This is a genomic window from Azovibrio restrictus DSM 23866 (assembly GCF_000429665.1).
In the GTDB taxonomy this organism is placed as follows: domain Bacteria; phylum Pseudomonadota; class Gammaproteobacteria; order Burkholderiales; family Rhodocyclaceae; genus Azovibrio; species Azovibrio restrictus.
This window is the reverse complement of record NZ_AUCH01000009.1, coordinates 1-26,107: the sequence shown is the minus strand read 5'-3', so window position 1 is coordinate 26,107 and position 26,107 is coordinate 1. Positions and strand designations below refer to the sequence as shown.

Sequence of the window (26,107 nt, the reverse complement as noted above, 5' to 3'; positions counted from 1 at the left end):
ACTCAGATCACTTGCCCGGGGCCGAGAAGGTGAAGGCGTCCGAGTAGAACTCCTCTTCGGGCAGGGCGCACTGGGCGAGGAAATCCTTGCGGGCCGCGTCTATCATCACCGGGGCGCCGCAGGCGTAGACCTGGTGGCCGGCGAGGCTGGGGGAGTCGGCGATGACGGCCTTGTTGCGATGCGTCCACGTCTGGATCCAAGTGGCCCAGGTTCGCAAGCCATCCAAGGCTTGCCGGCTTGCCGAGCCAGTTATGCTGCATGCCGCGCAACGCGGGCGAGGGCGGCGGGGATATAGAGCAATCGGCGTCAGGATTTCCGCCACGGCGTCGCGCATAGTGCCACCGTGGATAGAGGAAAGACGATGAGCGAAACCAGGGCGCAGGCCTACGCGGCACGATTGGGCAGGGTGTTGGATTACATCGAGGCCCATCTCGATGAAAACCTGGACCTGGAACAACTGAGCCAGGTCGCCAACTTTTCCAAATTCCATTTCCACCGGCAATTCGCCGACTTTGTCGGCGCCAGCGTCGGTCGTTACGTTCTCCTGCTGCGTTTGCGGCGGGCCAGCTACCAACTGGCCTTCAATCGCAAGGTGAAGGTGATCGACATCGCGCTGGAGGCCGGCTTTGAAAGCCCGGAATCGTTTTCCCGCGCCTTCCGGAATGTCTTCGGCAAATCGCCTTCCGCATTCCGCAAAGCGCCGGATTGGGTCTCGTGGCACGAGCGCTATCGATTCCGTATCCCGGAAAGGACCAGAAACATGCAGGTCGAAATCGTCAATTTCACCCCCACGGCGGTTGCCGTGTACGAGCACCGCGGCCCGGCCGAACGCGTCAATGAATCGGTCGGCCAGTTCATCGCCTGGCGGCAGCAAAGCGGGCTGTCGCCCAAGGAGCGCAGCCGTACCTTCGGCATCGCCTACGACAACCCCGACACGACGCCGCCGGACCAATTCCGCTTCGACATTGCCGGCGAAGTGCAGGCCGAGGTGCCGCCCAATGCGCAGGGCGTCGTCACCAAGCACATTCCCGGCGGCCGCTGCGCGCGGGTGCGCCATGTCGGCTCGCATACCCGCATCGGCGAAAGCATCTACCCGCTGTATCGCGAGTGGCTACCGGCAAGCGGCGAGGAACTGCGCGACTTTCCGCTGTATTTTCAATATCTGAATCTGCTCCCGCAAACTGCGGAAGCGGATCTGCTGACGGACATCTATCTGCCGTTGAAGTAGCCGATTGCACTGCCCGGTAGCCGCCGGGGGCGGTCCGGGCAGCGGCACGGACAGTCGATTCCGGTACCGATATGCTTAGCGTACTAAATGCTTTCGTCCCCGAAAAAAGAGCATGGCCCCATGGCACTCGGTTTGATGGGTTCCTTCAAGAACATTCTTGACAGCTGTTTTTAGCCTCAAGATACTGGCATAAGTAAAGGCGCTGAGCCAATCTTCGCGCTTTTCCGATTATCCGTACATTTCAGCAAAACGATTCATTTTATGGCTCTCAATAAGGTCGCGGACAAGCTGCCATGGCTGCTTGCTTTGCTGTTGGTACAGCCAGTCGGCGCTGCTGTGGAGGACATTCGTTATGTCAACGCGACTACGCTCAACGTGCGTGCTCAACCGTCTGTGGGCGCCCCCGTGCAGGCACGCCTGAAGATCAACCAAGCGGTCACCCTGCGTAATAGCAACGGCCGTTGGTGCGAGATTACAGCGTCAGCACTTGAGCGGCCTGGCTATACGGATTGCCAGTACCTTGCCCGCCAGGCTCTGACGTTGGCCGCCATAGAAACAGAAACAGCCGACCTCATTCTCGAACTGAACCGGTTGGCGGCTCGTTCCCGGCATGATTTGCCCAGCGAATCAGTCGATTGGGGCTGGGCTTATGAAAAATCTCCGGTCGAATTCCAGCGCATCTTCGAGCAATTGTTCCAGCAGTTCGAAAAGCACTTCGCCCTCTCGCCTTCCCTTCGCACCTATGTTGATTACGAGCGATTGCTGGCGGGGCTTACCTGGTTGCCGGCACATAGCCTCAAGCCCATGCCGGGAAAGCTCGAGGCCTTATATAAAGCGCGCGCGGAACAGTTGCGCGCGATGCGCAAGGCGCTAACGGCGGATTTCTCGTCTGGTAGCACTCCCCTTGTTCGCCGGGCCATCACGGCAACCTTGGGTGAAGTACTGGAGGCGCGCCAGGCGGCGCGTTATACAGAACAATCTCGGCTTTCCCAGAAGGCTGAGCGCTCCTTTTTCCATGACGAACGCTGGGCTGTCGGCTGGGCAGGAGGGCCGCTCGTTGGGCGTTTCAAAATGCCTTTAGGCCAGGGCGTTGGGTATCGCATAAAGTTCGACGGAAACAGTGCTGCGTCCCTCGCTGATGTCTTCGAAATGGCCAAAGTACATCGCGCGGCGGTCAGTACCACTTTCCAGCGTGAAGACTCATCTGGCGACCTTTCCCGGATGCAAACCGGCTGGGATGGGAAATTCGAATTTGTTACGTTGGCTACCGCTCTGCCGGTCTGGGGAGTGACCGATAAGGGATTAGTACGCGGGCAGCTTCGCAAGGTCAGCTATGGTGGGGGTAGCTGCTCGGACGGCAGCGAAGCGACCAATGCCGAGCTTGTTTTTCCTGAACCTGTCGCAGGTACGCTGCACGCGGCCTTCATCAGCAGCGTGCCGATAGACCCGGCGCAGGCCAGAGTTACGCTGAAGCGGCGCACCTGGCTTGAACCGCTGTATTCCGACGAGACGACTTTCAGTCACCGCATCCAGGCTGAAATTGATCTTGACGGTGACGGGGTAGTGGACTTGCGGACCACGATCAAAGAGGATCACTCGGTCAGCCAACGGAATTTCCCACAGCTGGCTGGTGCATCCGGCTCCGCCTGGCGGGGCTGGTATTTGCGCCCGGTTGCCGGCTGGTATGAGCAAAATATCTATCAGCTGGAGGTTAACGAGAATGGCCGCTGGCATTCGCTGTCGCTGTACAACCTGGTAACTTGCACATGAGGCGGTCTTTGTTTTCCAGGGTTCTTATGCTGACTGGAGTGCTGTTGGTGCTGCCGGCAAAGGCAGGCGACGATGAAGTTGCGCAACAGCTTGGCAAGCTTTGGCAAAGCTCCCTGTTAGCCCCGCTACCGCGTCAGTCGGGCGAAGAGCAACTAAAAGCCATTGCCTTTCCGGATAAGCACCGTCAGCGGCTTCTGGACAACGTGGCAGCCATTTCGCTCGACCAACTGGATTATCCACTGTCTCAATTGTTGCCAGCATTACGCTGGGGATATGGCACGATGGCAAACCCTTACGACGGTGATCTGGATTTGCTTGGTATCCGAATCACTAATTACGCTGTCGCTAGTGAGCGAAGTGTGCCGGAATGGTTGACCGAAGCGTTGGTTCGTCGCGTGCAGCAACTTGGGCTACAGGGTGGGGCTGCCAAGCGGCCAGTGCGCCCTCTGCGCTGGCAGTACTCACCATGGTACGAACCCGAGAAGTCCGCTTACACCGAACTCGAATTCGCAGCGATGGCTTGGGCGGGGCCGGCGGTGCGCGACCATGCACAATATGTGGAAAACGATGGCCATACGCGCATCCGTGTTTCCCGCACGCAGGAGAATTCCCTTAAAGTACTTGTGGCTTGGGCTTACCAGCGCGGTTTGCCACTGAAACTGTCCCTGGATGCAAGCAAGCCGCTCGATAGCGTAAAGCCGTTACCCATTCTCGCCAAAACCAACATCCCGGTTTGGCTTGTTACCCCGCAGGGGCTGGTTGCGGCAAGACTGACCAGTCTGCACACCGGTGATCCCTGCCTCGGCGGAGGCTGGCTGGAACTGGAAGCTGGCGCCGGTTTAAGGCCGGCCATCTGGGCCATTCTCTTCTTGCCAGAGGAGGTTCGCGCCAGTGCAGCCATTATCGAGCGACTGAAGCCTGAGCCGGATTCCGATCCCTATCTACTTGCCATGCACAGCAAATTGACAGTTTCTTGGCCGGACATGCGTCTGCCAATGCTCACTGTTTCTGCCAAGAAGTTCCAATGGAGAAAATACCCTCAACGGGAAAAAGAAACACCGCCAATCCTTGGGACCGCTTGGGGCACCATTATAGAAACCGCCGTGCCGGAGCAGGGGCAACTCGCCCGCATCAGCGCGGCCGGTACGCCCGAATGCCTGCCTCGGTAAATAATCCGGCCAGTAGCAAGGTCTCGGACAAATATTCCAGTACTTCCTCAAGCACCTGCGCCGTTACTGTTTCGAAGGTCAAATCCATGGCTACTGCCGCCAAACCGACTAGCACTGCCGCCACACCCCATCGCCGTGCCTGTGCGTCCATGTGCAGCCTCAGCCAGCCCAGCAGAGCCAGTCCAGCCAGACCATACACACCCATTACCGACTGCGCCCAGCGCAATCCACCCTCGATATCCTTTAACCAAGCGTAGTACAACCATTCCTGAAGGCGCTCGTGTCCCATGAAACGTTCATCGAGTGCAGTTGCCAAAAAGGCTAGCGCAATCAGGCACCAGCCTGCGGCCTCACGCCTTTCACTCTGACAGGCCAGTGTTCCTGTCACCGATGCGCATGCCACTAGGCAGGCAGCCTGAAGCCAGCCCAATGGCGATTGCTCAAGCGCCAGGCCAATTTCGAGATCCGGCCAGCTTAGTCCGATCAGAGCTGCCAGAATCGCCAGCGCCACAGTGCAAACCAGTCGGGCTGGCCAGCGTACCGGATGTTTCATTACCCCTCCTGCTGCGGTATCGTCGGCGGAAAGAGCGATAATCTGAGCTAGGCCCCTCTCGTCGCATTAGCGGACAATCGACCACTGCACAGGCATGCTATGTGCGTCGAAATGCTTTCTTTCCCGGAAATGTGAGCTAGCCCCTTTTGCGTTTTGTGCTTCTCGGCTCTATGCCCCAGTCGCCCAAAGTGTACCAGTCGTCGCCGAGCATTTAGGCGGGATGCATCGATAATTTGAGGCATGCCCCTTTCGTCGTTAGTTCTCGCATGTACAACCATTGGGGTCAGCTTCAGATTTATTGAATAACTTCTCCTTGTAGAAAATTCTGCCGCGAATCGCCTGCGGTGCTTGTGTCGTGAAATTGCAGACAGCTTCTCGATTGCATGCCTTCGCTTGTCCATCTTCATTGCCTTCCCCCCGCCCCCTGGCTACCATGCGCCCGGCGTTGTCCGTTTTGGCGCGCCTGACTTGATAGAGGTTTGGATGTTGGAGCTTGCCGTCATCCGATAACCCCGATCCCTGCTGCCGCAGGGAATTGAGGTTATCGGGATCGAAAGACCGGGCAGACCACCCGCTGGTGGTTTGCCGTTTCTGTTCGTTCAAATGACGCCAATGGAAGACCAACATGACGATTTCCAAACCGATGGCCGCGCCTTTGTCCGCGCCGGCCGACCCATCCACTTTTTCTGCTGCCGACTGTCGGGAAACTGGGGCGCCGCCCGCCGTGCCTTGCGGCCCGGACGAGGCGATTGCCCGGGTGACGGCGGTCGACCGTGACCAGTACCTGATCCATGTCGCCGCCGGCGAAATTCCGGCCCGGCTCACCGGCCGGGCGGCCTACACCAGTGTTTCCGCCGTCGACCTGCCCTGCGTGGGCGATTGGCTGCGGGTCAGGATGCACGACGGCGGCGCCCACGCCAGCATCCTGGCGGTGCTGCCGCGCCGCTCCTTCCTGCGCCGCAAGCGGCCGGGCAGCGCGGTCGAGTTCCAGATGATCGCCGCCAATATCGACCTGGCTTTCATCGTCCAGTCCTGCCACTTCGATTTCAATGTGCGCCGGCTGGAACGCTATCTGGTGCTGACCAGCGAGGGGAAGATCGAGCCCGTCGTTGTGCTGACCAAGACCGACCTGATCGCCGCGGCGGAGTTGGAGCAGCTCATCGCGCAGATCCGCCAGGCCGGCATCGTCGCCCGCATCGTCGCGCTGAGCAATGTCAGCGGCGAGGGCATGGCGGCCATCCGCGAGCTGATCCAGCCTGGCCAGACCTGCTGCCTGCTTGGCTCGTCCGGGGTCGGCAAGACGACGCTGGTCAATCGGCTGCTCGGCGACGAGGGTTTGGCGACCGGCGCAGTCAGCCAGTCCGGCGAAGGCCGGCACACGACCACGCGCCGCCAGCTCATCCCGTTGCCGGGCGGTGCCAGCCTGATCGACATGCCGGGCATGCGCGAACTGGGCATGCTCGATGTCAGCGGGGGCATCGCCGACAGCTTTGCCGACATCCGGGCGCTGGCGCCCGATTGCTGCTTCGCCGACTGCTCGCACGAGCGCGAGCCGGGTTGCGCCATCCAGCGCGCCATCGCCGAGGGTGAAATGGACGCCGAGCATTTCCGCAACTACCAGAAGTTGCTGCGGGAATCGGCGTTTCACGAGATGCCCCTGCACGAGAAACGCGACAAGGATCGGGCCTTCGGCAAGCTGGTGCGCGCTGCCGGCAAGGCGAAGGGGCGGCGGCACGAGTATTGAGGCTAGCTGTGAGAATCGGCGGGGGCTTGCCGGGAAAACGGCAGCCCGCGCCGACGGCGGGATCCCGAAACCGATTCGATGCGGTTGTGGAACATGTCACGCTTCCAGCCGCTTCGTCGTAATCGGTGGCATCGGCCGGTCAAGTGCTTGCTCGCGGCTGGCGGCGGCCGCTTCACGCGCCCTTCTCAGCCTTGATTCCACGTCACCGTATCGCGAAACCTGGCCAGCGCAATGGCGAAGAAGATTGCGCCGATGGCGGTCATCGCAACAAGGTCCTGCCAGACGATGTCGAGGCCGGCGCCACGGTAAAGAATGCCCTGGGCGAGGCGGACGGAATTGATAAAGCGAGCCAGACCCCTTTTTCCCCTTTCCCCACCCTTTTCCCGCCGGACTTGATGCGCAATGCGACGCGCTGTGGGTGTTTGGGCTGGACGAATAGGGGCGTCGGTTCAGGACGAGGTCGCCAGGCGGGCCTTGCGCCGCGCCGTGAATTCCCACCAGGGGCGCGGCGGCCCGCCATCGACGAAGTCGACGACCGACATGAAGACGTCGATCACGCAGGGATCTTGGCGCTGGCCGGTGATTTCGCACAGGCGCCGGTACATCGCGAACGGGCACTGCCCGGCCAGTTCGCCGGGCGACGCATAGCCGAGCAAGCGCAAATCCGCCGCCAGCGCCGGCCCGACATTGGGCAGGTCGGTGAATTTGCGCACGCTGGCGCGGTCGACCTTGGCCGGGTTCATTTTCCTGCCCGTCTCAGCGGATGTCGGGATTCTGCCGCTGGGCGCAGGCGAGCAACTCGTCCGCCAGTTGCGTCCGGCCTTGCCGCGCGAAATGGCGGCTCATCGCCGCCAGCGCCACCGGGTCGCCCAGTTGGGCCGCCCGCCAGCGCAGGGAAGTGACCATGGACTGCGTCGATTCCGCCACCGGCGCGCCGTCGTAAGCCGAGGTGGCGGCGAGCAGCTCGGCCAGTTTGGCGTAGCCGGAGGGAATTTGGTGCTTGAGCAACCAGGCGATGACCGGCTGCGCCGCCTCCCAGTCTTCGTCGTCCAGGGCCGAACTCGCCAGGCGCGCCGCGGCCCGCCAGTGGCCCCGCGTGGCCGCCTCGACGTAGGCCATCTCCTGCCCCTGGCCGCGCGGCTTGCCCAGTGCCAGATCGAACCATTCCGCCGCTTCCGCCGACGGCGGCGGCAGATCGAGCGAGTGGCAGACAAAGTCCGCCTCGGGAAAACGCGCCGCCGGCGTATTCACCCAGGAATACTGCTCGCGCAAGGCTTCCTGCAGCACCTGCTCCTGCTGCGCCGGCGAAATCTCCTTCTCCACCCATTCGGCACGCGCCTGCCGCAACTCCCGTTGCGCCTCGGCCGCGCGGGCGCTGGCTGCCGCTTGGCGCTTCTGCTCCTCGCTATCCTCGCGTTCGGATACCTGGATGCAGGCCGCGAACTGGTCCGCTTTCGCCTTCCAGCATTGTTCCGGCACCTTGACCCGATAGATGCCCCACATGGTTTCCAGCACGTAGTCGGTGACGCCAGGCCGGGCAACCAGGCTGGCCCGCCCCCGCTTGTCGGTCATCCCCTGCTTCAGGACCGTGCCATCGGGCAACAACCAGCGATAGACATAGGCCAGATGACCTTCGCCGATCTGCAGATAAGGTGCCGCCTGGGCCATCGTCCCCGCCAACCCGAGGAGCAATCCACCGGCCAATCTCCGTCGCCATGTTCCACCGCTCGCCCGCATATGCCTGTCTTCCTTGTCCGGATTTCCGCGCCAGCGAGCCGGCACGGCATGGGTTTCAATCGAGTTCACACTTCATGCCGTCGATGCCGAGCCTGACGCCGTTCGGCAACAGACGCTCGCCCAGCTCGCAGCGCCGCACCCCGCTCGGCAGTTGCCGGGTCAGTTGCAGCGTGCTGTTGGTATAGGTGCAGGCCACCCAGTAGGCGGCCGTCGACGGCGCGGCGAACTGCCAGGTGGAGGTCCGCAACTGCTTCTTGCGGCGCGTCCGGTCGGGAACCAGGCTGGCCATTTCCGCTGGCGGCCCGGAGAAGACGCTGATCGAATCGAGAAACTTGCCGCGCTTCCCGAGATCGGTTTCGACCCGCCACGCCTCGCCTGCCCCGTCCAGGGACTCGAGCGCGGCGACGCTCTCCGGACAGTCGATCCGCAATTCGCCCGCCACCGCGCCAGCGCCTGGCAAGGCCATCGCCGTGAGCAGGAGGATCATTCCTTGATGCTTCATCATTCACTCGATCACGTAAAAATGGATCGCTGCATTGCTGCGCGGAAATTCCGGCTGGTTGACACGAATCACCCGTTCCAGCACCTCGCCTGCTTGTTCCACTGGTCGAGCACCCGAATCCCGCTCGCATCATGGCTCAAGTAGATGGCAGCATGCCTGCCATGGGAATCGGTCGGATAACGGCCATTCTTGTCGAAAGTCGCGATCGCCGTGCCCCTGGGATGCTACTGGGTTTCGCGTCGATGACCCCGCAGCCCCCGGCCATGAGGATTGGCGAACCGAGCAGCAGTGCCGCAAAAACAATGGCATATTATGAATTCATCATCGATAGCCGGGCAAGAAAAGAATGACAAAACGGCCTCCCGAGGCTTTTCCAAGGATAGGGAGAGCACGCCAAGGACGCGCAGAGATGTTTAGGGAGCTGAGTCAGTCCCCTTTTCCGCGTCTTCGCACGCCGACAAGACCTGGCGGCAGTTAGTGCGGGGTTGGCCTCCTACCGCGGGTGCCGATGTCGCCGACTGCACCCACGAGCGCGAGCCGGGTTGCGCCATCCAGCGCGCCGCCGGCAAGGCGAAGGGGCGGCGGCACGAGTATTGAGGCTAGCTGTGAGAATCGGCGGGGGCTTGCCGGGAAAACCGGCAGCCCGCGCCGACGGCGGAACCCTGAAACCGATTCGATGCGCTTGCGGAGAAAACCATGATCAAATCCCGTCGCATGGATAGCAACCCTCTCCCAGCAAAAAGCCCGGCACGCAGCCGGGCTTTTTGCTGGGCCTCAAATCGGGATCACTTGCCCGGGGCCGAGAAGGTGAAGGCGTCCGAGTAGAACTCCTCTTCGGGCAGGGCGCACTGGGCGAGGAAATCCTTGCGGGCCGCGTCTATCATCACCGGGGCGCCGCAGGCGTACACCTGGTGCCCGGCGAGGCTGGGGTAGTCGGCGATGACGGCCTGGTGCACGAAGCCGGTGCGTCCGGTCCAGCCGGCTTCCGGTTCGGAGAGCACCGGGGTGTACTGGACGTGCGGGTACTTGCCGGCCCAGTCTTCGGGCAGGGCGTTCATGTACAGGTCGGATTGTTTGCGGCAGCCCCAGTAGATGTGCAGGGGACGGCTGCTGCCCTGGGCGAGGGCGTGTTCGACGATGGACTTGATGGGGGCGAAGCCAGTGCCGGAGGCGAGCAGGATCACCGGCTTGCTGCTTTCCTCGCGCAGGAAGAAGCCGCCGTGGGGGCCTTCGAAGCGCAGGATGTCCTTCACCTTCATGGTGCCGAACACCTGGTCGGTGAACAGGCCGCCGGGCACGTGGCGGATGTGCAGTTCCAGCACCCCTTCCTTTTCCGGAGCGCTGGCCAGGGAGTAGCTGCGCCGCTTGCCGTCCTTGAGCAGGAAGTCGATGTACTGGCCCGCGTAGAACTGGAATTTCTCGCTGGCGGGCAGGCGCAGATGCAGTTCGATGACATCGGGGGCCACCTTGTCCAGCTTTTCCACCCGGGCGGGCATGACCTTCACCTGGATGTCGCCCATGCGGATCATCTGCCGGTTTTCTATGCTCAGGTCGCTGGTGGGCCGGGCGCAGCAGAACAGCACCTTGCCGGCGGCGATGTCTTCGGCGGTGAGGGCGTGGGCCTGGTAGCGGCCCAGGTCCACGGTGCCGCTCTGGACGGTGCCCTTGCAGGCGCCGCAGGCGCCGTCCTTGCAGCCGTAGGGCATGCTCAGGCCCTGGCGCAGGGCCGCATCCAGCAGGGTTTCATCGGGTTCGGCGCTGTAGCTGGCGCCGCTGGGCTGAACGGTGATCTGATAGCTCATGTTGTGCTCTGGTCCCTTGGTCCGGGCACGGATGGGCTAGAATGCCGCCGTGCAAAGACTGTTAATCGTCGGCAGCGGGGATGTGGCCCGGCGCGCCGCTTCCTGGCTCACGGGGCACTTCCGGGTGTCCGCCCTGTTGCGCCATGAGGCGGGGGCGGATGCCTGGCGGCGCCTGGGGGTGCAGCCCGTATTCGGTGATCTGGACGATCCGGCCAGTCTGATCCGTCTGGGCGGGCTGGCGGAACGGGTCCTGCATCTGGCGCCACCGCCCCGGGAAGGGCTTGGGGATACCCGGACCCGCCATTTGCTGGCGGCCCTGAGCCGGGGTCGGAGTCTACCACGGCGCCTGGTTTACATCAGTACCACGGGGGTTTACGGCGATTGCGGCGGCGCTGCCATCGACGAGACCCGCCCCTGCCGGCCGGATTCCGGCCGGGCCCGGCGCCGGGTGGATGCGGAGCAGCAGCTGCGCCGCTGGGGCGCCCGCAACGGGGTGGCGGTGCTGATCCTGCGGGCACCCGGTATCTATGCCCCTGAACGCCTGCCCCTGGAGCGCTTGCGGATGGGCCTGCCGGTCCTGGCGCGCTCCGACGATGTGTTCAGCAATCACATCCACGCCGAAGACCTGGCTCGGGCCTGCTGCCTTGCCCTGTTCCGGGGCGGTGCCAGCCGTTGCTACAACGTGGTGGATGACAGTCTCCTGCCCATGGGGGATTACTTCGATGCTGTGGCCGATGCCTGCGGCCTGCCCCGGCCGCCCCGCCTGGCCCGGGCAGACCTGGCCGCGCACCTGTCGCCCCTGCAGCTTTCCTTCATGGCCGAGTCGCGCCGCATCGGCAACCGCCGCATCAAGGCGGAACTGGGCCTGCGCCTTGGCTATCCCACCGTGGCGGCCGGTCTGGCGGCCTTGTCCCCTAACCCTGACTGAGAGGATCGTTCCATGTTGCTCGTGCTCAAAGCCCTGCACATTTCCTTCGTGGTGGCCTGGTTTGCCGGGCTCTTTTACCTGCCGCGCATCTTCGTGAACCTGGCCATGGTGCCGGAAGGCAGTAAGGCCGAGGAACAGCGCCTGCTGCTCATGGCCCACAAGCTCTACCGGTTCATGACGCCCCTGGGCGTCCTGGCCGTGGTTCTGGGCTTGTGGCTGTGGTTCGGCTTCGATTTTGCCGGAGGCTGGCTGCACGTGAAGACCCTGCTGGTGGTGTTCCTGATCGCCTATCACCTGTATTGCGGCCAGCTGCTGCGCAAGTTCCAGGCCCAGCAGAATGCCCGCAACCACGTCTGGTTCCGCTTCTTCAACGAGGTGCCGGTGCTGGTGCTGTTCACCGTGGTGTTCCTGGTGGTCCTGAAACCTTTCTGAGCGAATCTTCATGGAAAAATTCTTCGCCACCTGTCCCCGGGGCCTGGAGCCCCTGCTGGTCGATGAGCTGCAGGGCGTCGGCGCCCAGGATGTCCGGGTCGTGCCGGGCGGGGTCCAGTTCAAGGGGGAATGGGCCACCTGCTACCGGGCCAATCTGGAATCCCGCCTGGCCACCCGCATCCTCTGGTACCTGGCCCGGGCGCCCTATGAACGGGAGGAGGACATCTACCGCCTGGCCCTGAAGCTGGCCTGGGAGCGGCATTTCGATGTGTTCCGCACCTTCCGGGTCCAGACCACGGCGATCCGCTGCCCCCTGAAGAGCATCGATTTCGTCACCCTGCGGGTCAAGGATGCCCTCTGCGACCGGTTCCGGGACCAGGTGGGCGAACGCCCCAGCATCGACACCCGGGAGCCGGATGTGCGGGTCCAGGTGTTCCTCACCGAGCGGGACTGCACCCTGTACCTGGACACTTCCGGCGCTCCCCTGTGGCAGCGGGGCCTGCGCCATGCCAATGTGGAGGCCCCCCTCAAGGAGAACCTGGCGGCGGGCATCCTCAAGCTGTCCGGCTGGCAGCCGGGCACGCCCCTGCTGGACCCCATGTGCGGCAGCGGCACCTTTGTCCTGGAAGCCGCTTGCATGGCCTTGCAGCGGGCTCCGGGCCTGGAGCGGGTGCGTTTCGGCTTCGAGGCCTTGAAGCACTATCAGCGCGACGTCTGGCTGGAAATCCGCAATGCCGCCCTGGCCCGGGTGCAGGAAGCCTCCTTCCAGCAAATCTGGGCCAGCGACCTGGACGAGCGGGCCGTGCGAGCCACCAAACGCAACCTGCAGCAGGCGGGCCTGGGGGGCGTGGTGCAGGTGGAGCAGCAGGATTTTCTGGATTGTGCGGCGCCGGCGCCCGAGGGCATCCTGGTGGCCAATCCTCCCTACGGAGAGCGGATCGGCGAGCTGGATCAGCTGGCCGAGCTGTACCCGGCCATGAGCGCCACCCTGAAGCGCAACTTCGCCGGCTGGACCGCCTGCTTCTTCACGGCGGATACCCGTTTCCCGAAACTGCTGCGCTTGAAGCCCCGGCGCAAGACGCCGCTCTTCAACGGCGCCCTGGAATGCCGGCTGTACGAAATCGAGCTGGTGGCCGGCAGCAACCGCAAGGTCCGGGACGGGGAGTAAGGTTCGCCTTCCGGCCTGGCCGGCAGACGTGAAAAAGGGAGGCGGCGCCTCCCTTTTTGCTGGCCGGCGGCGGTGCCGGGTCAGAACATGCCCTGCTGTTCCTTGGCTTCTTCCGTGAGGGCCAGGTGGCCGATCCCGGCGGTCAGGTCCCGGTCCACGGATTCCTTGCCGTGCAGCTTGATCTGCAGGCGCAGGTCGTTGAGGGAGTCGGCGTTCCGCAGCGCGTCCTCGTAGCTGATCATGCCGTTTTCGTAGAGGTCGAACAGGGCCTGGTCGAAGGTCTGCATGCCCAGTTCCCGGGATTTCTTCATGATTTCCTTGATCTCGTGCACCTCGCCCTTGAAGATCAGGTCGGAAATCAGGGGCGAATTGAGCATGATCTCGATGGCGGCGATGCGGCCCTTGCCATCCTTCTTCACCAGCAGGCGCTGGGAGACCAGGGCGCGCAGGTTGAGGGAGAGGTCCATGAGCAGCTGCGAGCGCCGCTCTTCGGGGAAGAAGTTGATGATCCGGTCGATGGCCTGGTTGGCGCTGTTGGCGTGCAGGGTGGCGAGACAGAGGTGGCCGGTTTCGGCAAAGGCGATGGCGTAATCCATGGTGTCCCGGTCGCGGATTTCCCCCATCAGGATCACGTCGGGGGCTTGGCGCAGGGTGTTCTTCAGGGCCGGACCCCAGTCATCGGTATCCACCCCCACTTCCCGCTGGGTGACGATGCAGTTCTTGTGCTCGTGCACGTATTCGATGGGGTCTTCGATGGTGATGATGTGGCCGTAGCTGTTCTGGTTGCGGTAATCCACCAGGGCGGCCAAGGAGGTGCTCTTACCGGTGCCGGTGCCGCCCACGAAGATCACCAGCCCGCGCTTGGTCATGGCCACGTCCTTCAGGACCGGGGGCAGGTTCAGGTCGTCCAGGGTGGGAATGGTCATGTTGATGGTCCGGCAGATGACGCCGACCCGGCCTTGCTGGATGAAGGCGTTGACCCGGAAGCGGCCGATCCCGGTGGGGGAGATGGCGAAGTTGCATTCCTTCGAGGCTTCGAATTCCGCCGCCTGGCGGTCGTTCATGATCGAGCGGGCCAGTTCCGCCGTGTGCTGGGTGGTCAGCACCTGGTTCGATACCGGGGTGACCCGGCCGTCGATCTTGATGGCCGGCGGGAAGCCGGCGGTGATGAAAAGGTCCGAACCCTTCTTGCTGCTCATCAAGCGCAGAAGGTCGTGCATGAATTTTAGGGCCTGATCGCGTTCCATCCTGTGGAGCTCCGGTTGAATGTGGTGGGGCCGTGCTTAGGCCGGGAAAGCATCCTTGTTGGCGGCCTTGCTGCGGGCCTCGGAACTCGAGACCACGTTGCGGCGCACCAGGTCGATCAGGCATTGGTCCAGGGTCTGCATGCCCAGGGCCTGGCCGGTCTGGATGGCGGAATACATCTGGGCCACCTTGGCTTCGCGGATCAGGTTGCGGATGGCGGGGGTGCCGATCATGATTTCGTGGGCCGCCACCCGGCCGCTGCCGTCCTTGGTCTTCATCAGGGTCTGGGAAATGACGGCGCGCAGGGATTCGGACAGCATGGCCCGGATCATTTCCTTTTCCGCCGCCGGGAACACGTCGATGATCCGGTCGATGGTCTTGGCGGCCGAGGAGGTGTGCAGGGTGCCGAACACCAGGTGGCCCGTTTCCGCGGCCGTCATGGCCAGGCGGATGGTTTCCAGGTCGCGCATTTCGCCCACCAGGATCACGTCCGGGTCTTCCCGCAGGGCGGAGCGCAGGGCGTTGGAGAAGGACAGGGTATGAGGCCCCACTTCCCGCTGGTTGATCAGGCACTTCTTGGGCTCGTGCACGAATTCGATGGGGTCTTCCACGGTGAGGATGTGGCCGAACTCGTTTTCGTTGATGTGGTTCACCATGGCCGCCAGGGTGGTGGACTTGCCCGAGCCCGTGGGCCCGGTGACCAGCACTATGCCCCGGGGGTACTCGGAGATGTCCTTGAAGATTCGCGGGCAGTTCAGGTCTTCCAGGGTCAGCACCTTGGAAGGAATGGTCCGGAACACGGCGGAAGCGCCCCGGTGCTGCACGAAGGCATTGACCCGGAAACGGGCCAGATTGGGGATTTCAAAGGAAAAATCGCATTCCAGGGTTTCTTCGTAGATCTTGCGCTGCCCGTCGTTCATGATGTCGTACACCATGGAGTGCACGTCCTTGTGTTCCATGGGGGGCAGGTTGATCTTGCGCACATCCCCGTGGACCCGAATCATCGGGGGCAGGCCGGAGGAAAGGTGGAGGTCGGAAGCCTTGTTCTTGACGCTGAAAGCCAGCAGTTCGGTGATGTCCATGAAAGGTCCTGATTTCGTCCTTGGGGAAGAATGGGCGGTATACTGGAAAAGCCTACTTAATTCCAGACGATTATGAGCGCAATACCCGCCAACCTGCAAGCCGTACGCCAGGCCCTGGAGCAGGCCGCCCGGCGCGCGGGGCGCCAGCCCGGGGAACTGACCCTGCTGGCGGTGAGCAAGACCAAGCCGGCCGGCGACGTGCTGGAGGCGGCCCTGGCCGGGCAGCGGGATTTCGGCGAAAACTACGTGCAGGAAGGGGTGGAGAAGATTCTCGCCCTGAAACAGCTGCTGCCTGCTGACCACGCCCCTCTGGTCTGGCATTTCATCGGGCCCCTGCAAAGCAACAAGACCCGGCCGGTGGCCGAGCATTTCGACTGGGTTCACTCCATAGACCGGCTCAAGGTGGCCCAGCGGCTTTCCGAGCAGCGCCCGGAACATCTGCCGCCCCTGCAGGTCTGTGTCCAGGTCAATGTGTCCGGCGAGGCCAGCAAGAGCGGCTGCGCCCCGGACCAGGTGGAAGCCCTGTGCCGGGCGGTGGCGGCCCTGCCGCGTCTCTGCCTGCGGGGGCTGATGACCATCCCGGCCCCGGCCGACGATTTAGAAACCCAGCGGCTTCCCCTGGGCCAGCTGCGGCAGTTGCTGACTGCCCTGCAGGCCGGGGGGCTGGCGCTGGATACCCTGTCCATGGGCATGTCCCACGACCTGGAGGCTGCCGTGCTGGAAGGCAGCACCCTGGTGCGGGTGGGCACAGCCATTTTCGGAGCGAGAAACACCCCATGAAGATTACTTTCCTCGGCGGCGGCAACATGGCCCAGGCCCTGATCGGCGGCCTCATCAAGCAGGGCTTTGCCCCGGCGGACATCCAGGTGGTGGAGCTGCTGCCCGAGCAGCGTCAGAAGCTGGCGGACAGCTATGGAGTCACCTGTCTGGCCGAGGCCGGCGCCCAGGCCCTGGCCTGCGAACTCCTGGTGCTGGCGGTGAAACCCCAGCAGATGCGCGAGGCCCTGGCGCCCATGAGCGGGCGGCTGCAGCACCAGATCGTGGTCAGCATCGCCGCTGGCCTGACCCTGGACACCCTGTCCCGCTGGCTCGGGGGCTACCGCCGCATCGTGCGCGCCATGCCCAACACGCCGGCCCTGATCGGCGCCGGGGTGGCTGGTCTGTGCGCCCTGCCCGATGTGGCCCTGAACGAGCGGCTGGCGGCCGAGCGGGTGCTGCAGGCCGCCGGCACCACCCTGTGGGTGGAGGACGAGGCCATGATGGATGCGGTGACCGCCATCTCCGGCAGCGGCCCTGCCTATCTTTTCCTGTTCATCGAGGCCCTGGAGCAGGCTGCCCTGGAGCTGGGCTTTTCCGCCGAGCAGGCGCGTCTCCTGGCCCTGGAAACCACCCTGGGTTCGGCCCGGCTGGCGGCCGGTTCCCCTGATCCTGCCAGCGTCCTGCGCCAGCGGGTGACCTCCAAGGGCGGCACCACCGAAGCGGCCCTGAAGGTGATGCAGGAGCAGGGCGTGGCTGCCGGCATCGTCGCCGGCACCAAGGCCGCCGAGGCCCGGGGCCGGGAGCTGGCGCAGCAGCTGGGAGCCTCGTGATGGAGGCGCTGCTGTTCCTGGCCAATGCCCTGGTGGGATTTTTCAGCACCCTGTTCCTGCTGCGTTTCATGATGCAGTGGGGCCGGGTGTCCTTCTCCGGGCAGCTGGGGGATTTCGTGGTCAAGCTCACCAACTGGGCGGTCAAGCCCCTGCGCCGCATCGTTCCCGGAGTGGGCGGGGTGGATTGGGCCAGCCTGATCGCCGCCCTGTGGCTGCAGTTGCTGCTGGCGGGGCTGATCCTGTCCCTCTCCAGCGCCGTCCTGAGCGCCGACGGCTTCGGCATGGTCCTGATGCTGCTGATGCTGGCAGTGCGGGGCCTGTTGCGCCTGTTCGTCTATATCGTCATGGGGGTGGTGATCCTCCAGGCCGTCCTGTCCTGGGTCAATCCCTATTCCCCCATCGCCGCTCCCGTGAGCCAGCTGGCCCGGCCTTTCCTGGCGCCCTTCCGGCGCCTGATTCCGCCCATCTCCGGCATCGATCTTTCGCCCCTGGCGCTGATCCTGCTGCTGCAACTGCTGCTGATGTATCTGTGAGCAGCTGGTACCGTCAGGACCGGGACGGGGCTTTCTGCCTCTCCCTGCACATCCAGCCCGGCGCCAAGAAGAGCAGCGTCGCCGGCCTGCACGGGGAGGCCCTGAAGATACGCCTGGCCGCGCCTCCCGTGGATGGCAAGGCCAATACGGCCCTGGTGGCCTTCGTGGCGGAACTGCTGCAGCTGCCCCGGGCCGCGGTGAGCTTGAAGAGCGGCCAGACTTCCCGGCAGAAGGTGCTGCGGGTGGAAGGCGTGGACGAAAAAAGGCTGGCCGATCTGGCCAGCCTGGCGGCTTAGGACCGCTCCTGCCTCACATCAGGGTGCGGCCGCCGCTCCTGGGGGGCAGGGGTTCCTGGGCCACGTCATCCTGGCAGGGCCCCAGGGGACGGGAGGCGCTCACGCCTTCAGCGGCCAGATATTCCGGGTGGCTATAGACCACCAGGCGCTGGCCCCGGGCAAAGCCGGCCAGGGTCAGCCCTGCTTCCGTAGCCATGCGCACAGCCAGACCGGTGGGCGCGGAAATGGCCACCAGACAGCCGATGCCCGCCGTGGCGCACTTCTGCACCATCTCGTAACTGGCCCGGCTGGATACCAGGGCGAAGCCGCTGGACGGGTCCATCCGGTGCTTGGCCATCCAGCCGATCAGTTTGTCCAGGGCATTGTGGCGGCCCACGTCTTCCCGCAGGGCATGGATCTGACCCAGGCCATCCACCCAGGCGGCGCCATGTACGGCGCCGGTGATCCGGTGCAACTGCTGCCAGTCCGGCAGCTGGCCCAGGGCCCGGGCCACGGCCCCGGCTGGCAGCAGCAGGCCTCGCTGCAGGGGGCGGTAGGGCCGGGCCACGGCGGCCAGGCTTTCCACCCCGCACAGACCGCAGCCGGTGCGCCCGGACAGGCTGCGGCGCAGCTCCTTCAAGGCGGCGAAGCGGCGGGAGGAAATTTCCATGTGCACTTCCAGCCCCTGGCAGCCGGATACCAGCTCGATGCCGTACAGCTCGCCCGGGCTTGCCAGGATGCCTTCGGTCAGGGAAAAGCCCAGGGCCATGTCTTCCAGATTGTCCGGCGTGGCCAGCATCACCGCGTGGGAAATGCCGTTGTACACCAGGGCCACCGGGACCTCTTCCACCACGTGATCGTCGCAGGTGTCGGCCTCGCCGCCATCCAGGCGCAATACCGTGGTGCGGCAGACCGTGGCGTATTCGCCGGTATCGGCCTCGTCGTCGTAGCCCTCCTGGGGCAGCAGCTTGCGGGATTCCAGATTCATGGTCTGTCCAGTGCGGAGTTCAGCTGAAGGTGGCGGGGCCCGGAGGCCCCGCCTGCCGGATGGGACTCAGGACTTGCGTCCGGTCATTTCCCGGAACCAGCGGGGATGGTGCTTCTTGGCCCAGGCGTGGGTGACCACCCCTTCGGCCATGGCGCGGATCGTGCCCTGGACCCAGATGGCCGCATAGACGTGCACGATGATGCCGGCGATCAGGGCCAGGGCGGCGCTGGCGTGCAGCAGCAGGGCCAGGCGGATCACCGGGATCGGGAACAGGCCGGCGAAATAGGGACGCCAGGCGATGAAGCCGGTGGCCATCAGCACCACCATGCAGCCCACCATCAGCCAGAACATGCCCTTCTGGCCGCCGTTGTAGCGGCCGATGTCGCCCACTTCGTTACCCTTCATCACCTCGCCCACGGCCTTCATCCACTTCACGTCTTCCTTGTTGATGAAGTTGTGGTGGTAGTAGCGGAAGAACTGGCGGGCAAAGCCCAGGAACATCACCACCCCGATGAAGGGATGGACGATGCGGGCCAGCTGGGGCGTGCCGAAAATGCCGGTGAGCCAGAAGAAGGCCGGGTAGAAGAAGGCCAGGCCGGAAATCGCCAGGAAGATGAAGCACCAGGCCACCACCCAGTGGTTGATGCGTTCGGCGGCGCTGTAGCGCTGGATCAGCTGTTCCTTCATTTGCTCACCTCTTCGGTTTCGTGTTGTTCATGCTCGTCCTCCTCTTCGGCCCGGTTGGGGCCGACCGTGGTGTAGTGCAGGAAGCCGAACAGGCCGGCGGCGGCGATGCCGATGGTGGCCAGGGGTTTCAACATGCCCTTCCAGAGGCTGACGGTGGTGCTGATCTGCGGGTCCTTGGGCAGGTTGCTGTACAGCTCGGGCCGGTCGGCGTGGTGCAGCACGTACATCACGTGGGTGCCGCCCACCCCTTCCGGGTCGTAGAGGCCGGCGTTCTTGAAACCCCGGGCCTGCAGGTCCTTGATGCGCTGGGCGGCGACCTGCTTCATGTCCTCCTTGGTGCCGAACTGGATGGCGCCGGTGGGGCAGGTCTTGACGCAGGAAGGCTCCTGGCCGACGGCGAGCCGGTCCGAGCACAGGGTGCACTTGTAGGCCTTGTTGTCGTCCTTGTTGATGCGCGGCACATTGAAGGGGCAGCCAGCGACGCAGTAGCCGCAGCCGATGCATTGCTCGGACTGGAAATCCACCACGCCGTTGGCGTACTGGATGATGGCGCCGGGGGAGGGGCAGGCCTTGAGGCAGCCCGGGTCGGCGCAGTGCATGCAGCCGTCCTTCCTTATCAGCCACTGGAGCCGGCCGCCTTCGTCCTGGTGCTCGGCGAAGCGCATCACGGTCCAGCTCTTGGCGGAAAGGTCCACCGGGTTGTCATAGACCCCGTGGTTGTGGCCCACTTCGTCGCGGATGTCGTTCCATTCGGAGCAGGCCACCTGGCAGCCCTTGCAGCCGATGCAGATGGACACGTCGATGAGCTTGGCCACTTCCAGCTTGTGGTCGCGGACCTGGGGGGGCGGCGTCAGGCCGGAGGTGGCCGAGCGCCGGATGATGTCTTGGGATTGCATGGACATGGTGTTGTTCCTCAAGCCTTTTCAACATTGACCAGGAAGGCCTTGTATTCCGGGGTGTGGGTGTTGGCATCGCCGACGCGGGGGCTCAGGGTGTTGGCCAGGAAGCCCTTGCGGGTCGTGCCCTCGAAGCCCCAATGCACGGGAATGCCCACCTGTTCCACTTCCTGACCGGCCACCTGCAGGGTCATCACCCGCTTGGTGACCACGGCCTTGCCGCGGATGAAGCCGCGCTTGCTGGAGACCTTGATCAGGTCGCCGGCCTTGATGCCCTTCTTGGCGGCCAGCTTTTCGCTGATCTCCACGAACTGCTCGGGTTGGGCGATGGCGTTCAGGCGGGCGTGCTTGGTCCAGTGGCGGAACATCTCGGTGATCGAGTAGGAGGTGGCCACGTAGGGGAACTCCTCCCGGCTGCCGAAGCTGGGCTTGTCATCCTTGAAGATGCGCGCCACCGGGCTCTGGCCGTTTTTCTCGTGCAGGGGGTTGGCCGGGATCGGGCTTTCCTCGGGCTCGTAATGCTCGGGGAAGGGCCCGTCGGTCATGGCCCCGAGGGAGAACAGGTGGCCCACCCCGTCCTGGAGCATGATGAAGGGACTCACCCCGCTGCCGGGGGCTGCCGTGATCGGGTAGTCGGGCACGTCGGCGCCGCTCCACTTGGCGCCGTCCCAGCTCAGGAACTGGCGCTTCGGGTCCCAGGGCTTGCCGGCCGGGTCGGCGGAGGCGCGGTTGTACAAGAGGCGCCGGTTGGCCGGCCAGGCGAAGGCCCAGCCCGGGGTGTTGCCAAAGCCGGTGTCGGTATTGTCCCGGCGCGCCATCATGTTGCCGGCCTGGGTCCATTGGCCGGTGTAGATCCAGCACAGGCTGGTGGTCGTGCCGTCGTCGCGCAGGTGGGCGAAGCTGGCGAGCAGGTCCCCCTTCTTGGCGATCTGGTTGCCCTTGTCGTCGAACAGGTCAGCCAGCGCGTAGCCGTTCATCTGCTTGGCCACCTCTTCCGGATGCGGGTCCTTGGGATCGTGGTAATGCCAGTCCACGTTCATCAGCGGCTCGGGGCAGACGCCGCCTTCCTTGGCATAGAGTTCGCGCAGCTTCATCAGCAGGGTGCCGAGGATCTTGCCGTCGTGCCAGGCTTCGTGGGGAGGCGTCTGGCCGGCCCAGTGCCATTGCAGCCAGCGGCCGGAGTTGGCGATGGAGCCCGTTTCCTCGGCAAAGCAGGAGGAGGGCAGGCGGAACACGGTGGTCTGGATTTCGGCCGGGTTCACCTCGTTGAACTCTCCGTGGTTCTGCCAGAAGGAGGAGGTTTCCGTCTGCAGGGGGTCGATCACCACCATGTACTTGAGCTTGGCCAGGCCCTCGCGCACCTTGCCCGAAGAGGCGGCGGCGGCGATCACGTTGAAGCCCTGGATGAGGTAGCCGTTGGCCTTGCCCTTGGCCATCTGCTCGACGAAGGCCATCACGTCGTAGCTGCGGTCCCACTTGGGCAGCCAGTGGTAGCCCCACTCGTTCTCGGCGGTGGCATGCTCGCCCCACATGCCCTTGAGGAAGCTGACCATGAACTTGGGGGTGTTCTTCCAGAAGTTGATCTGCTTGTCCACCAGGGTCTTGGGGGTGCGCTGCTCCAGGTAGGTCTTCAGGGATTCCTGATTCTCGTTGGGCAGGGTCAGGTAGCCGGGCAGCATGGTGGTGAGCACGCCCAGGTCGGTGAAGCCCTGGACGTTGGAGTGGCCGCGCAGGGCGTTGATGCCGCCGCCGGGCATACCGATGTTGCCCAGCAGCAGTTGCACGATGGCCGAGGCGCGGATGATCTGGGAGCCGCCCACGTGATGGGTCCAGCCCAGGGCGTAGAGGATGCTGGTGGTCTTGTCGGGTGCCGAGGTGGCAGCCAGCTTCTCGCAGACGTGCAGGAAGTCTTCCTTGGGGGTGCCGCAGATGCTGCTGACCATCTCCGGCGTGTAGCGCTCCACGTGCTTCTTGAGCAGGTTGAAGACGCAGCGCGGATGCTGCAGGGTGTCGTCGCGCAAGGCATAACCGTCGGCACCCAGCTCGTAGGCCCAGGAGGAGCGGTCATAGCTGCGCTTCTCGGCGTCGTAGCCGCTGAACAGGCCTTCCTCGAAGCTGAAATCCTCGCGCACGATCAGGGGCGCGTTGGTGTAGGCCTTGACGTACTCGTGCTGGATCTTGTCGTTGCCCAGCAGGTAGTTGGCGATGCCGAGCAGGAAGGCGGCATCGGCGCCGGCCCGGATCGGGGCGTAGAAGTCGGCCACGGCGGCGCTGCGGTTGAAGCGGGGGTCCACCACCATCATGTAGGCGTTGTTCTTGATCTTGGCTTCCACGGCCCACTTGAACCCCACCGGGTGGGCTTCGGCGGGGTTGCCGCCCATCACCAGGATCACGTTGGCGTTCTTGATATCCACCCAGTTGTTGGTCATGGCACCGCGCCCGAAGGAGGGCGCCAGGCCGGCCACGGAGGGGCCATGGCAGAGGCGGGCCTGGTTTTCCAGGTGCACCATGCCCAGGGCCCGGGCGAACTTCACGTCGAGGATGCCGGTCTCGTTGCTGGCGGCGGAGGAGCCCAACATGCCGGTGGTGGTCCAGCGGTTCACCAGCTGGCCCTTCTCGTTCTTCTCGATGAAGTTGGCGTCCCGGTCATCCTTCATCAGCCGGGCGATGCGCTCGATGGCCTCGTCCCAGGAGATGCGCTTCCATTCATTGCTGCCGGCTTCCCGCACCTCGGGATACTTGAGGCGCTGGGGACTATGGATGTAGTCGATCAGGCCCGCGCCCTTGGGGCAGAGGGAGCCGCGGCTGACCGGATGGTCCGGGTCCCCCTCGATGTGGAAAATCTTCTTCGTGGCGTTCTTGGCGCCATCGCCCAGGCTATACATCAGAATGCCGCAGCCCACGGAACAATAGGTGCAATTGTTGCGGGTCTCGGTGGCGCGGTTGAGCTTGTACTGGCGGACATCGGCCAGCGCCGTGCCGGGTGCGTAACCCAGGACAGCCAGGCTGGAAGCAGAAAGACCTGCGGCCGAGACCTTGAAAAACTGCCGTCTAGTGACTTGCATGAAACCTCCCTTATGTGCGGAACCTGCCGGGATTCCTGTTGCCCCTCGGGGGCCGTGGAAAGCCCCTTTCTCCCCGGCTTGAGCCGCCCTACAGGCAGGTTCCATGCCACGGGCTGAATCCTTGTTGCTGCAAGGGATATTCCCGCCAACCCTGGTTCCGACCGGGCCATTTTGTCCAGGAGGCGGGACAAAATGGCCCGGTCGGGCAGCCGGCTGGAGCGGCCGCCGCCCCTGCTGGCGCCGCAGGCAGGGCGCGCCCGTTTTTTGCTATCGTTCCGCCTTTGCCCGGAGCCGGAAGCTCCGGCCCCCTTTTCCTGGAGATTCACCCATGTCCCTGCACCCCTCCGATGACACCGCTGCCGCCATGGAAGCCGCCGGCCTAGTCCCCGGCCAGTCCCCGGTGCCCCTGCGCCTGCCCGATCCCGGCCGCCTGTTCCAGGCCCGGGCCGGGCGCCTGCGGCAGCTGGCTCCGGGGAACCCCCTGGAAGACTGGATGGGTTTCGTGGCTTGTTTGAATGATGCCCAGCACCTGGTGGCCACCCAGCCGGCCCAGGCCGACAGCCCCGAACAGCAATGGCGCCACGACCTGGCCGCCCTGCTGCAACAGCTGGCGGGCCGGCTGCCGCAAACCGCCGAAGCGGCCCGGGCCGCGCTGGCCGGCAGCTGCGCGGCTGAGCAGGAGGCCCTGGCGGGCCGCATCATCGGCGGCCAGCTGGGGGCGGCGGACATGATCCACGCTCCCTTCGCCATGGCGGCCCTGCAACTGGCCTGGAGCCGCCATGCGGCCAGCCTCACGCCGGGCAGCATCGCCGCCACGGCCACCGCCCGCGCCTGCCCCGTCTGCGGCAGCGCCCCCGTGGCCGGCGTCATCCACAGTGGCGCCGAAGTGGAAGGCCAGCGCCATCTCCACTGCGGTCTCTGCCACACGGCCTGGCACCACGTGCGGGCCACCTGCGTCAGCTGCGGCGACGCCAAGGACCTGAGCTATCAATCCATAGACGGCCAGGAGGGCGGCGCCCAGGCCGAAACCTGCGACGGCTGCCGCAGCTACCTGAAACTTCTGGTGGAGAAAAAGGCCCCGGGCCTGGACCCCATCGCCGACGACCTGGCCAGCCTGGCCCTGGACATCCTGGTGAGCGAGGAAAACTACCAGCGCATCGGCATCAACCCCTTCTTGCTGATGGGGGAGTGAGGCCAAGCTCGCTGGAATTTTGGTGTGACAGTCCTTGCCCCCCCCGCCGGCCAGGCGGGGGGGTGTGAGAGGGGGGGTTAGGCCATGATGATATTCATGGCATCTGGATTGTTGTGTAGTCCGGCGAGGGTGACGGAGATATCGGAGAAGGAAGCGTAGTCGGAAGAGATGTTTTCGAGGACGCGGATGGCGGCGAGATAGGCGACATCGTCGCCGAGGTGGTTGGCATCATGGGATGGGACGGTGAGACTGCCGAGGTCGGCGAATGCAAGGCCGGTATCGACCTGGTTGTCGAAGAGGGACTGGCGCTGATAAGCGGAGAGGAACTCGCTCTGGGAGAGGTCGCCGTTCTGGAGTGCGGCAGATAGATCGGCACTAAGGGAGCTGTAGACGAACTGGGTGACGAGCTGGGACTTGGAAAGGGATGCGAGCTGGTTCTGCCAGAAGGCAAGGCCCTCGGCGTCGCCGGTATTGCCGAGGATGTTCTCGTAGAGTGCGGCGACGAACTGAGCATCGGAGAGAGAGCCATACTCCTGGGCGAACCTGGGATGAGAGGAGAAGAGGGAAGAGACGTCATCGAGGGAAGCTGTGCCTTGGTCGATCTGACTGACCCAGTAGGCAAGGCCTTCGGCATCGGGGGCACGATCGTAGTAGCCGACATAAAGGCCGGTGACGAGTTGAGCGGTGGTAGGCAGAGGCCGGGATGCGACGCCGAGGGCGCCGGGGTCGACGATGACGCCGTTGGCGATGCCGTCCTTGTCGAAGGGGCCGCCATCGGTGATGCTGAAATCGATGCGGACCTTGTTACCGATGTAAGTGACCTGTGAGGCGATATCGACCCAGATACCGTCGGTGTTTTGCTTCCAGTAACTGTTGATGCCGGAGTCGGCATCGACGAAGAGGCTGAAGGTTTCGGTGATGCCGGAGGCAGGGAGGTCGACGGAGAAGGCGATTTGTCCGAGGGGCATCTGGACGCCGGAAGGGAGGGAGGCGGGGGCATCGAGCTGGGCGATGTGGGTGATGGTGGCGCCGGACTGATTATTGGGGATGCCGCTGTTGGAATCGGCGACGAGAGAGACATAGGTAGTAGGGGCATTGCCGGGATTGCTGACGGCAGTATCGGTATCGAGGAAGGTCAGGGAAGTGACGCTGGCCTGAGAGCTGTCCTTGATGCCGTCGCCGTTACCGTCGCCGGCGACGGGTGAGGCGCCATTAGAGGGAGGCAGAGCCGGGACATCATCCTCGATGGTATCGGGGACATCGTCCCCATCATCGGTTGTTTCGCCGCCGGGGTCGCCGCCGCCGGGATTACCGTTACCGGGGTCCCCCCCGGGAGTTCCACCGGAAGAAGCGCTGAGGAGGTAGGAAGCGGTGACGGGAGGGGCAGTGCCATCGGAGAGGGAGAAGGAAATGGAAGCGGCGCCAGCGGCAGTAGCGGAGAAGGTGGCATTGGCGAGCAGCGCATTGATGTGAGCGGCGGAGCCGGAGAGCTGAATGCCCGGGATGCCTGGGTCGGCATCGG

27 protein-coding genes are annotated in these 26,107 nt (G+C 64.3%); 12 read left to right on the top strand and 15 right to left on the bottom strand.

The annotated features are described in order from the left end of the window. Nucleotides 1–7 precede the first annotated feature (7 nt). A complete protein-coding gene (locus tag G474_RS0110415) occupies nucleotides 8–226 on the bottom strand; it encodes a hypothetical protein (RefSeq protein ID WP_026686921.1) in 219 nt (72 codons plus the stop codon). A gap of 135 nt (nucleotides 227–361) precedes the next feature. Between G474_RS0110415 and G474_RS0110410 the strand changes: the two genes are divergently transcribed. The 3 genes from G474_RS0110410 to G474_RS0110400 all read left to right on the top strand — a co-directional run bounded on the left by G474_RS0110410 (nucleotide 362) and on the right by G474_RS0110400 (nucleotide 4,167). Further along, a complete protein-coding gene (locus tag G474_RS0110410; RefSeq protein WP_026686920.1) occupies nucleotides 362–1,228 on the top strand; it encodes an AraC family transcriptional regulator in 867 nt (288 codons plus the stop codon). Between the two features lie 261 nt (nucleotides 1,229–1,489). After that, nucleotides 1,490–2,998, top strand: a complete 1,509-nt coding sequence (locus tag G474_RS0110405) for an SH3 domain-containing protein (protein WP_026686919.1) — start codon at nucleotides 1,490–1,492, stop codon at nucleotides 2,996–2,998. Continuing rightward, nucleotides 2,995–4,167, top strand: coding sequence for a hypothetical protein (locus G474_RS0110400; RefSeq protein ID WP_026686918.1), 1,173 nt, complete (start codon nucleotides 2,995–2,997; stop codon nucleotides 4,165–4,167). Before G474_RS0110405 ends, G474_RS0110400 begins: the two co-directional genes overlap by 4 nt. Here G474_RS0110400 and G474_RS23380 read toward each other — a convergent pair. Both G474_RS23380 and G474_RS23375 read right to left on the bottom strand, forming a co-directional pair. Beyond that, entirely contained in the window at nucleotides 4,130–4,720 is a 591-nt protein-coding gene (locus tag G474_RS23380; protein WP_156919233.1) for a hypothetical protein, read from the bottom strand. The two genes, G474_RS0110400 and G474_RS23380, sit on opposite strands and share 38 nt — an antisense overlap. A gap of 255 nt (nucleotides 4,721–4,975) precedes the next feature. Further along, the gene (locus G474_RS23375) at nucleotides 4,976–5,347 is read right to left on the bottom strand and encodes a hypothetical protein (RefSeq protein WP_156919232.1); all 372 of its coding nucleotides are present in this window, start codon (nucleotides 5,345–5,347) and stop codon (nucleotides 4,976–4,978) included. Between G474_RS23375 and rsgA the strand changes: the two genes are divergently transcribed. After that, nucleotides 5,346–6,464: a ribosome small subunit-dependent GTPase A gene (gene rsgA, locus G474_RS20405; RefSeq protein WP_211228100.1), complete on the top strand. Its 1,119-nt coding sequence runs from the start codon at nucleotides 5,346–5,348 to the stop codon at nucleotides 6,462–6,464. The genes G474_RS23375 and rsgA overlap by 2 nt on opposite strands. Nucleotides 6,465–6,913: 449 nt before the next feature. On the opposite strand, the gene G474_RS0110385 is transcribed toward rsgA, so the two are convergent. From G474_RS0110385 to G474_RS0110365, 5 genes are all read right to left on the bottom strand, one after another. Beyond that, nucleotides 6,914–7,207 (bottom strand): helix-hairpin-helix domain-containing protein, encoded by a 294-nt coding sequence (locus G474_RS0110385; RefSeq protein WP_026686916.1) that lies wholly within the window; start codon nucleotides 7,205–7,207, stop codon nucleotides 6,914–6,916. A 13-nt stretch (nucleotides 7,208–7,220) separates the two neighbouring features. Next, nucleotides 7,221–8,270, bottom strand: coding sequence for a hypothetical protein (locus G474_RS22085; protein WP_156919231.1), 1,050 nt, complete (start codon nucleotides 8,268–8,270; stop codon nucleotides 7,221–7,223). Beyond that, on the bottom strand, nucleotides 8,257–8,703 hold the full coding sequence (locus tag G474_RS22080; protein ID WP_342663576.1) for an STY0301 family protein: 447 nt from the start codon (nucleotides 8,701–8,703) through the stop codon (nucleotides 8,257–8,259). Before G474_RS22080 ends, G474_RS22085 begins: the two co-directional genes overlap by 14 nt. 68 nt (nucleotides 8,704–8,771) lie before the next feature. After that, nucleotides 8,772–8,909: a BPSL0067 family protein gene (locus tag G474_RS24585; protein ID WP_156919242.1), complete on the bottom strand. Its 138-nt coding sequence runs from the start codon at nucleotides 8,907–8,909 to the stop codon at nucleotides 8,772–8,774. 579 nt (nucleotides 8,910–9,488) lie between these two features. After that, complete coding sequence (locus G474_RS0110365) at nucleotides 9,489–10,505, bottom strand: CDP-6-deoxy-delta-3,4-glucoseen reductase (protein WP_026686915.1); 1,017 nt, start codon at nucleotides 10,503–10,505, stop codon at nucleotides 9,489–9,491. Between the two features lie 49 nt (nucleotides 10,506–10,554). Between G474_RS0110365 and G474_RS0110360 the strand changes: the two genes are divergently transcribed. From G474_RS0110360 to G474_RS0110350, 3 genes are read left to right on the top strand one after another with little or no spacing between them, the layout of a single operon-like run. Continuing rightward, nucleotides 10,555–11,433, top strand: a complete 879-nt coding sequence (locus tag G474_RS0110360) for an SDR family oxidoreductase (protein ID WP_026686914.1) — start codon at nucleotides 10,555–10,557, stop codon at nucleotides 11,431–11,433. A 15-nt stretch (nucleotides 11,434–11,448) separates the two neighbouring features. Further along, the gene (locus tag G474_RS0110355) at nucleotides 11,449–11,865 is read left to right on the top strand and encodes a CopD family protein (RefSeq protein ID WP_026686913.1); all 417 of its coding nucleotides are present in this window, start codon (nucleotides 11,449–11,451) and stop codon (nucleotides 11,863–11,865) included. A 10-nt stretch (nucleotides 11,866–11,875) separates the two neighbouring features. Continuing rightward, nucleotides 11,876–13,033, top strand: coding sequence for a THUMP domain-containing class I SAM-dependent RNA methyltransferase (locus G474_RS0110350; protein ID WP_026686912.1), 1,158 nt, complete (start codon nucleotides 11,876–11,878; stop codon nucleotides 13,031–13,033). 80 nt (nucleotides 13,034–13,113) lie between these two features. Here the strand turns inward: G474_RS0110350 and G474_RS0110345 are convergent, their stop codons facing one another. Both G474_RS0110345 and G474_RS0110340 read right to left on the bottom strand, forming a co-directional pair. Then, the gene (locus tag G474_RS0110345) at nucleotides 13,114–14,280 is read right to left on the bottom strand and encodes a PilT/PilU family type 4a pilus ATPase (protein ID WP_026686911.1); all 1,167 of its coding nucleotides are present in this window, start codon (nucleotides 14,278–14,280) and stop codon (nucleotides 13,114–13,116) included. 36 nt (nucleotides 14,281–14,316) lie between these two features. After that, nucleotides 14,317–15,360 carry a type IV pilus twitching motility protein PilT gene (locus G474_RS0110340; RefSeq protein ID WP_026686910.1) on the bottom strand — a complete coding sequence of 348 codons (1,044 nt, stop codon included), beginning with the start codon at nucleotides 15,358–15,360 and terminating at the stop codon, nucleotides 14,317–14,319. A 72-nt stretch (nucleotides 15,361–15,432) separates the two neighbouring features. Here G474_RS0110340 and G474_RS0110335 point away from each other — a divergent pair, with 72 nt between their 5' ends. From G474_RS0110335 to G474_RS0110320, 4 genes are read left to right on the top strand one after another with little or no spacing between them, the layout of a single operon-like run. Beyond that, complete coding sequence (locus tag G474_RS0110335; RefSeq protein WP_026686909.1) at nucleotides 15,433–16,140, top strand: YggS family pyridoxal phosphate-dependent enzyme; 708 nt, start codon at nucleotides 15,433–15,435, stop codon at nucleotides 16,138–16,140. After that, on the top strand, nucleotides 16,137–16,949 hold the full coding sequence (gene proC, locus G474_RS0110330; RefSeq protein WP_026686908.1) for a pyrroline-5-carboxylate reductase: 813 nt from the start codon (nucleotides 16,137–16,139) through the stop codon (nucleotides 16,947–16,949). Before G474_RS0110335 ends, proC begins: the two co-directional genes overlap by 4 nt. Beyond that, a complete protein-coding gene (locus tag G474_RS0110325) occupies nucleotides 16,949–17,482 on the top strand; it encodes a YggT family protein (protein ID WP_026686907.1) in 534 nt (177 codons plus the stop codon). The genes proC and G474_RS0110325 overlap by 1 nt, the downstream gene beginning before the upstream one ends. After that, complete coding sequence (locus tag G474_RS0110320; RefSeq protein WP_026686906.1) at nucleotides 17,479–17,778, top strand: DUF167 domain-containing protein; 300 nt, start codon at nucleotides 17,479–17,481, stop codon at nucleotides 17,776–17,778. Before G474_RS0110325 ends, G474_RS0110320 begins: the two co-directional genes overlap by 4 nt. A 13-nt stretch (nucleotides 17,779–17,791) precedes the next feature. Here G474_RS0110320 and fdhD read toward each other — a convergent pair whose 3' ends face one another. From fdhD to fdnG, 4 genes are all read right to left on the bottom strand, one after another. Next, nucleotides 17,792–18,745 carry a formate dehydrogenase accessory sulfurtransferase FdhD gene (fdhD, locus tag G474_RS0110315; RefSeq protein WP_026686905.1) on the bottom strand — a complete coding sequence of 318 codons (954 nt, stop codon included), beginning with the start codon at nucleotides 18,743–18,745 and terminating at the stop codon, nucleotides 17,792–17,794. 66 nt (nucleotides 18,746–18,811) lie between these two features. Beyond that, nucleotides 18,812–19,432, bottom strand: a complete 621-nt coding sequence (locus G474_RS0110310) for a formate dehydrogenase subunit gamma (protein ID WP_026686904.1) — start codon at nucleotides 19,430–19,432, stop codon at nucleotides 18,812–18,814. Beyond that, the gene (gene fdxH / locus G474_RS0110305; RefSeq protein ID WP_026686903.1) at nucleotides 19,429–20,334 is read right to left on the bottom strand and encodes a formate dehydrogenase subunit beta; all 906 of its coding nucleotides are present in this window, start codon (nucleotides 20,332–20,334) and stop codon (nucleotides 19,429–19,431) included. The genes G474_RS0110310 and fdxH overlap by 4 nt, the downstream gene beginning before the upstream one ends. An 11-nt stretch (nucleotides 20,335–20,345) precedes the next feature. Continuing rightward, complete coding sequence (fdnG, locus tag G474_RS0110300; protein WP_084513702.1) at nucleotides 20,346–23,393, bottom strand: formate dehydrogenase-N subunit alpha; 3,048 nt, start codon at nucleotides 23,391–23,393, stop codon at nucleotides 20,346–20,348. A 328-nt stretch (nucleotides 23,394–23,721) separates the two neighbouring features. On the opposite strand from fdnG, the gene fdhE reads away from it, so the two are divergent. Next, the gene (fdhE, locus tag G474_RS0110295; RefSeq protein WP_026686901.1) at nucleotides 23,722–24,585 is read left to right on the top strand and encodes a formate dehydrogenase accessory protein FdhE; all 864 of its coding nucleotides are present in this window, start codon (nucleotides 23,722–23,724) and stop codon (nucleotides 24,583–24,585) included. A 77-nt stretch (nucleotides 24,586–24,662) separates the two neighbouring features. Here the strand turns inward: fdhE and G474_RS20390 are convergent. Then, nucleotides 24,663–26,107 (bottom strand): choice-of-anchor U domain-containing protein (locus G474_RS20390; protein ID WP_043464022.1); only part of this gene is annotated, 1,445 nt, incomplete at its 5' end.

Excerpts from the sequence above, each read along its gene's own strand:
- G474_RS0110410 (WP_026686920.1), top strand. The coding sequence starts at position 362 with ATGAGCGAAACCAGGGCGCAGGCCTACGCGGCACGATTGGGCAGGGTG.
- G474_RS0110405 (WP_026686919.1), top strand. The coding sequence starts at position 1,490 with ATGGCTCTCAATAAGGTCGCGGACAAGCTGCCATGGCTGCTTGCTTTG.
- G474_RS0110400 (WP_026686918.1), top strand. The coding sequence starts at position 2,995 with ATGAGGCGGTCTTTGTTTTCCAGGGTTCTTATGCTGACTGGAGTGCTG.
- G474_RS23380 (WP_156919233.1), bottom strand. The coding sequence starts at position 4,720 with ATGAAACATCCGGTACGCTGGCCAGCCCGACTGGTTTGCACTGTGGCG.
- rsgA (WP_211228100.1), top strand. The coding sequence starts at position 5,346 with ATGACGATTTCCAAACCGATGGCCGCGCCTTTGTCCGCGCCGGCCGAC.
- G474_RS23375 (WP_156919232.1), bottom strand. The coding sequence starts at position 5,347 with ATGTTGGTCTTCCATTGGCGTCATTTGAACGAACAGAAACGGCAAACC.
- G474_RS0110385 (WP_026686916.1), bottom strand. The coding sequence starts at position 7,207 with ATGAACCCGGCCAAGGTCGACCGCGCCAGCGTGCGCAAATTCACCGAC.
- G474_RS22080 (WP_342663576.1), bottom strand. The coding sequence starts at position 8,703 with ATGAAGCATCAAGGAATGATCCTCCTGCTCACGGCGATGGCCTTGCCA.
- G474_RS0110365 (WP_026686915.1), bottom strand. The coding sequence starts at position 10,505 with ATGAGCTATCAGATCACCGTTCAGCCCAGCGGCGCCAGCTACAGCGCC.
- G474_RS0110350 (WP_026686912.1), top strand. The coding sequence starts at position 11,876 with ATGGAAAAATTCTTCGCCACCTGTCCCCGGGGCCTGGAGCCCCTGCTG.
- G474_RS0110345 (WP_026686911.1), bottom strand. The coding sequence starts at position 14,280 with ATGGAACGCGATCAGGCCCTAAAATTCATGCACGACCTTCTGCGCTTG.
- G474_RS0110340 (WP_026686910.1), bottom strand. The coding sequence starts at position 15,360 with ATGGACATCACCGAACTGCTGGCTTTCAGCGTCAAGAACAAGGCTTCC.
- G474_RS0110335 (WP_026686909.1), top strand. The coding sequence starts at position 15,433 with ATGAGCGCAATACCCGCCAACCTGCAAGCCGTACGCCAGGCCCTGGAG.
- proC (WP_026686908.1), top strand. The coding sequence starts at position 16,137 with ATGAAGATTACTTTCCTCGGCGGCGGCAACATGGCCCAGGCCCTGATC.
- G474_RS0110325 (WP_026686907.1), top strand. The coding sequence starts at position 16,949 with ATGGAGGCGCTGCTGTTCCTGGCCAATGCCCTGGTGGGATTTTTCAGC.
- fdhD (WP_026686905.1), bottom strand. The coding sequence starts at position 18,745 with ATGAATCTGGAATCCCGCAAGCTGCTGCCCCAGGAGGGCTACGACGAC.
- G474_RS0110310 (WP_026686904.1), bottom strand. The coding sequence starts at position 19,432 with ATGAAGGAACAGCTGATCCAGCGCTACAGCGCCGCCGAACGCATCAAC.
- fdxH (WP_026686903.1), bottom strand. The coding sequence starts at position 20,334 with ATGTCCATGCAATCCCAAGACATCATCCGGCGCTCGGCCACCTCCGGC.
- fdnG (WP_084513702.1), bottom strand. The coding sequence starts at position 23,393 with ATGCAAGTCACTAGACGGCAGTTTTTCAAGGTCTCGGCCGCAGGTCTT.
- fdhE (WP_026686901.1), top strand. The coding sequence starts at position 23,722 with ATGTCCCTGCACCCCTCCGATGACACCGCTGCCGCCATGGAAGCCGCC.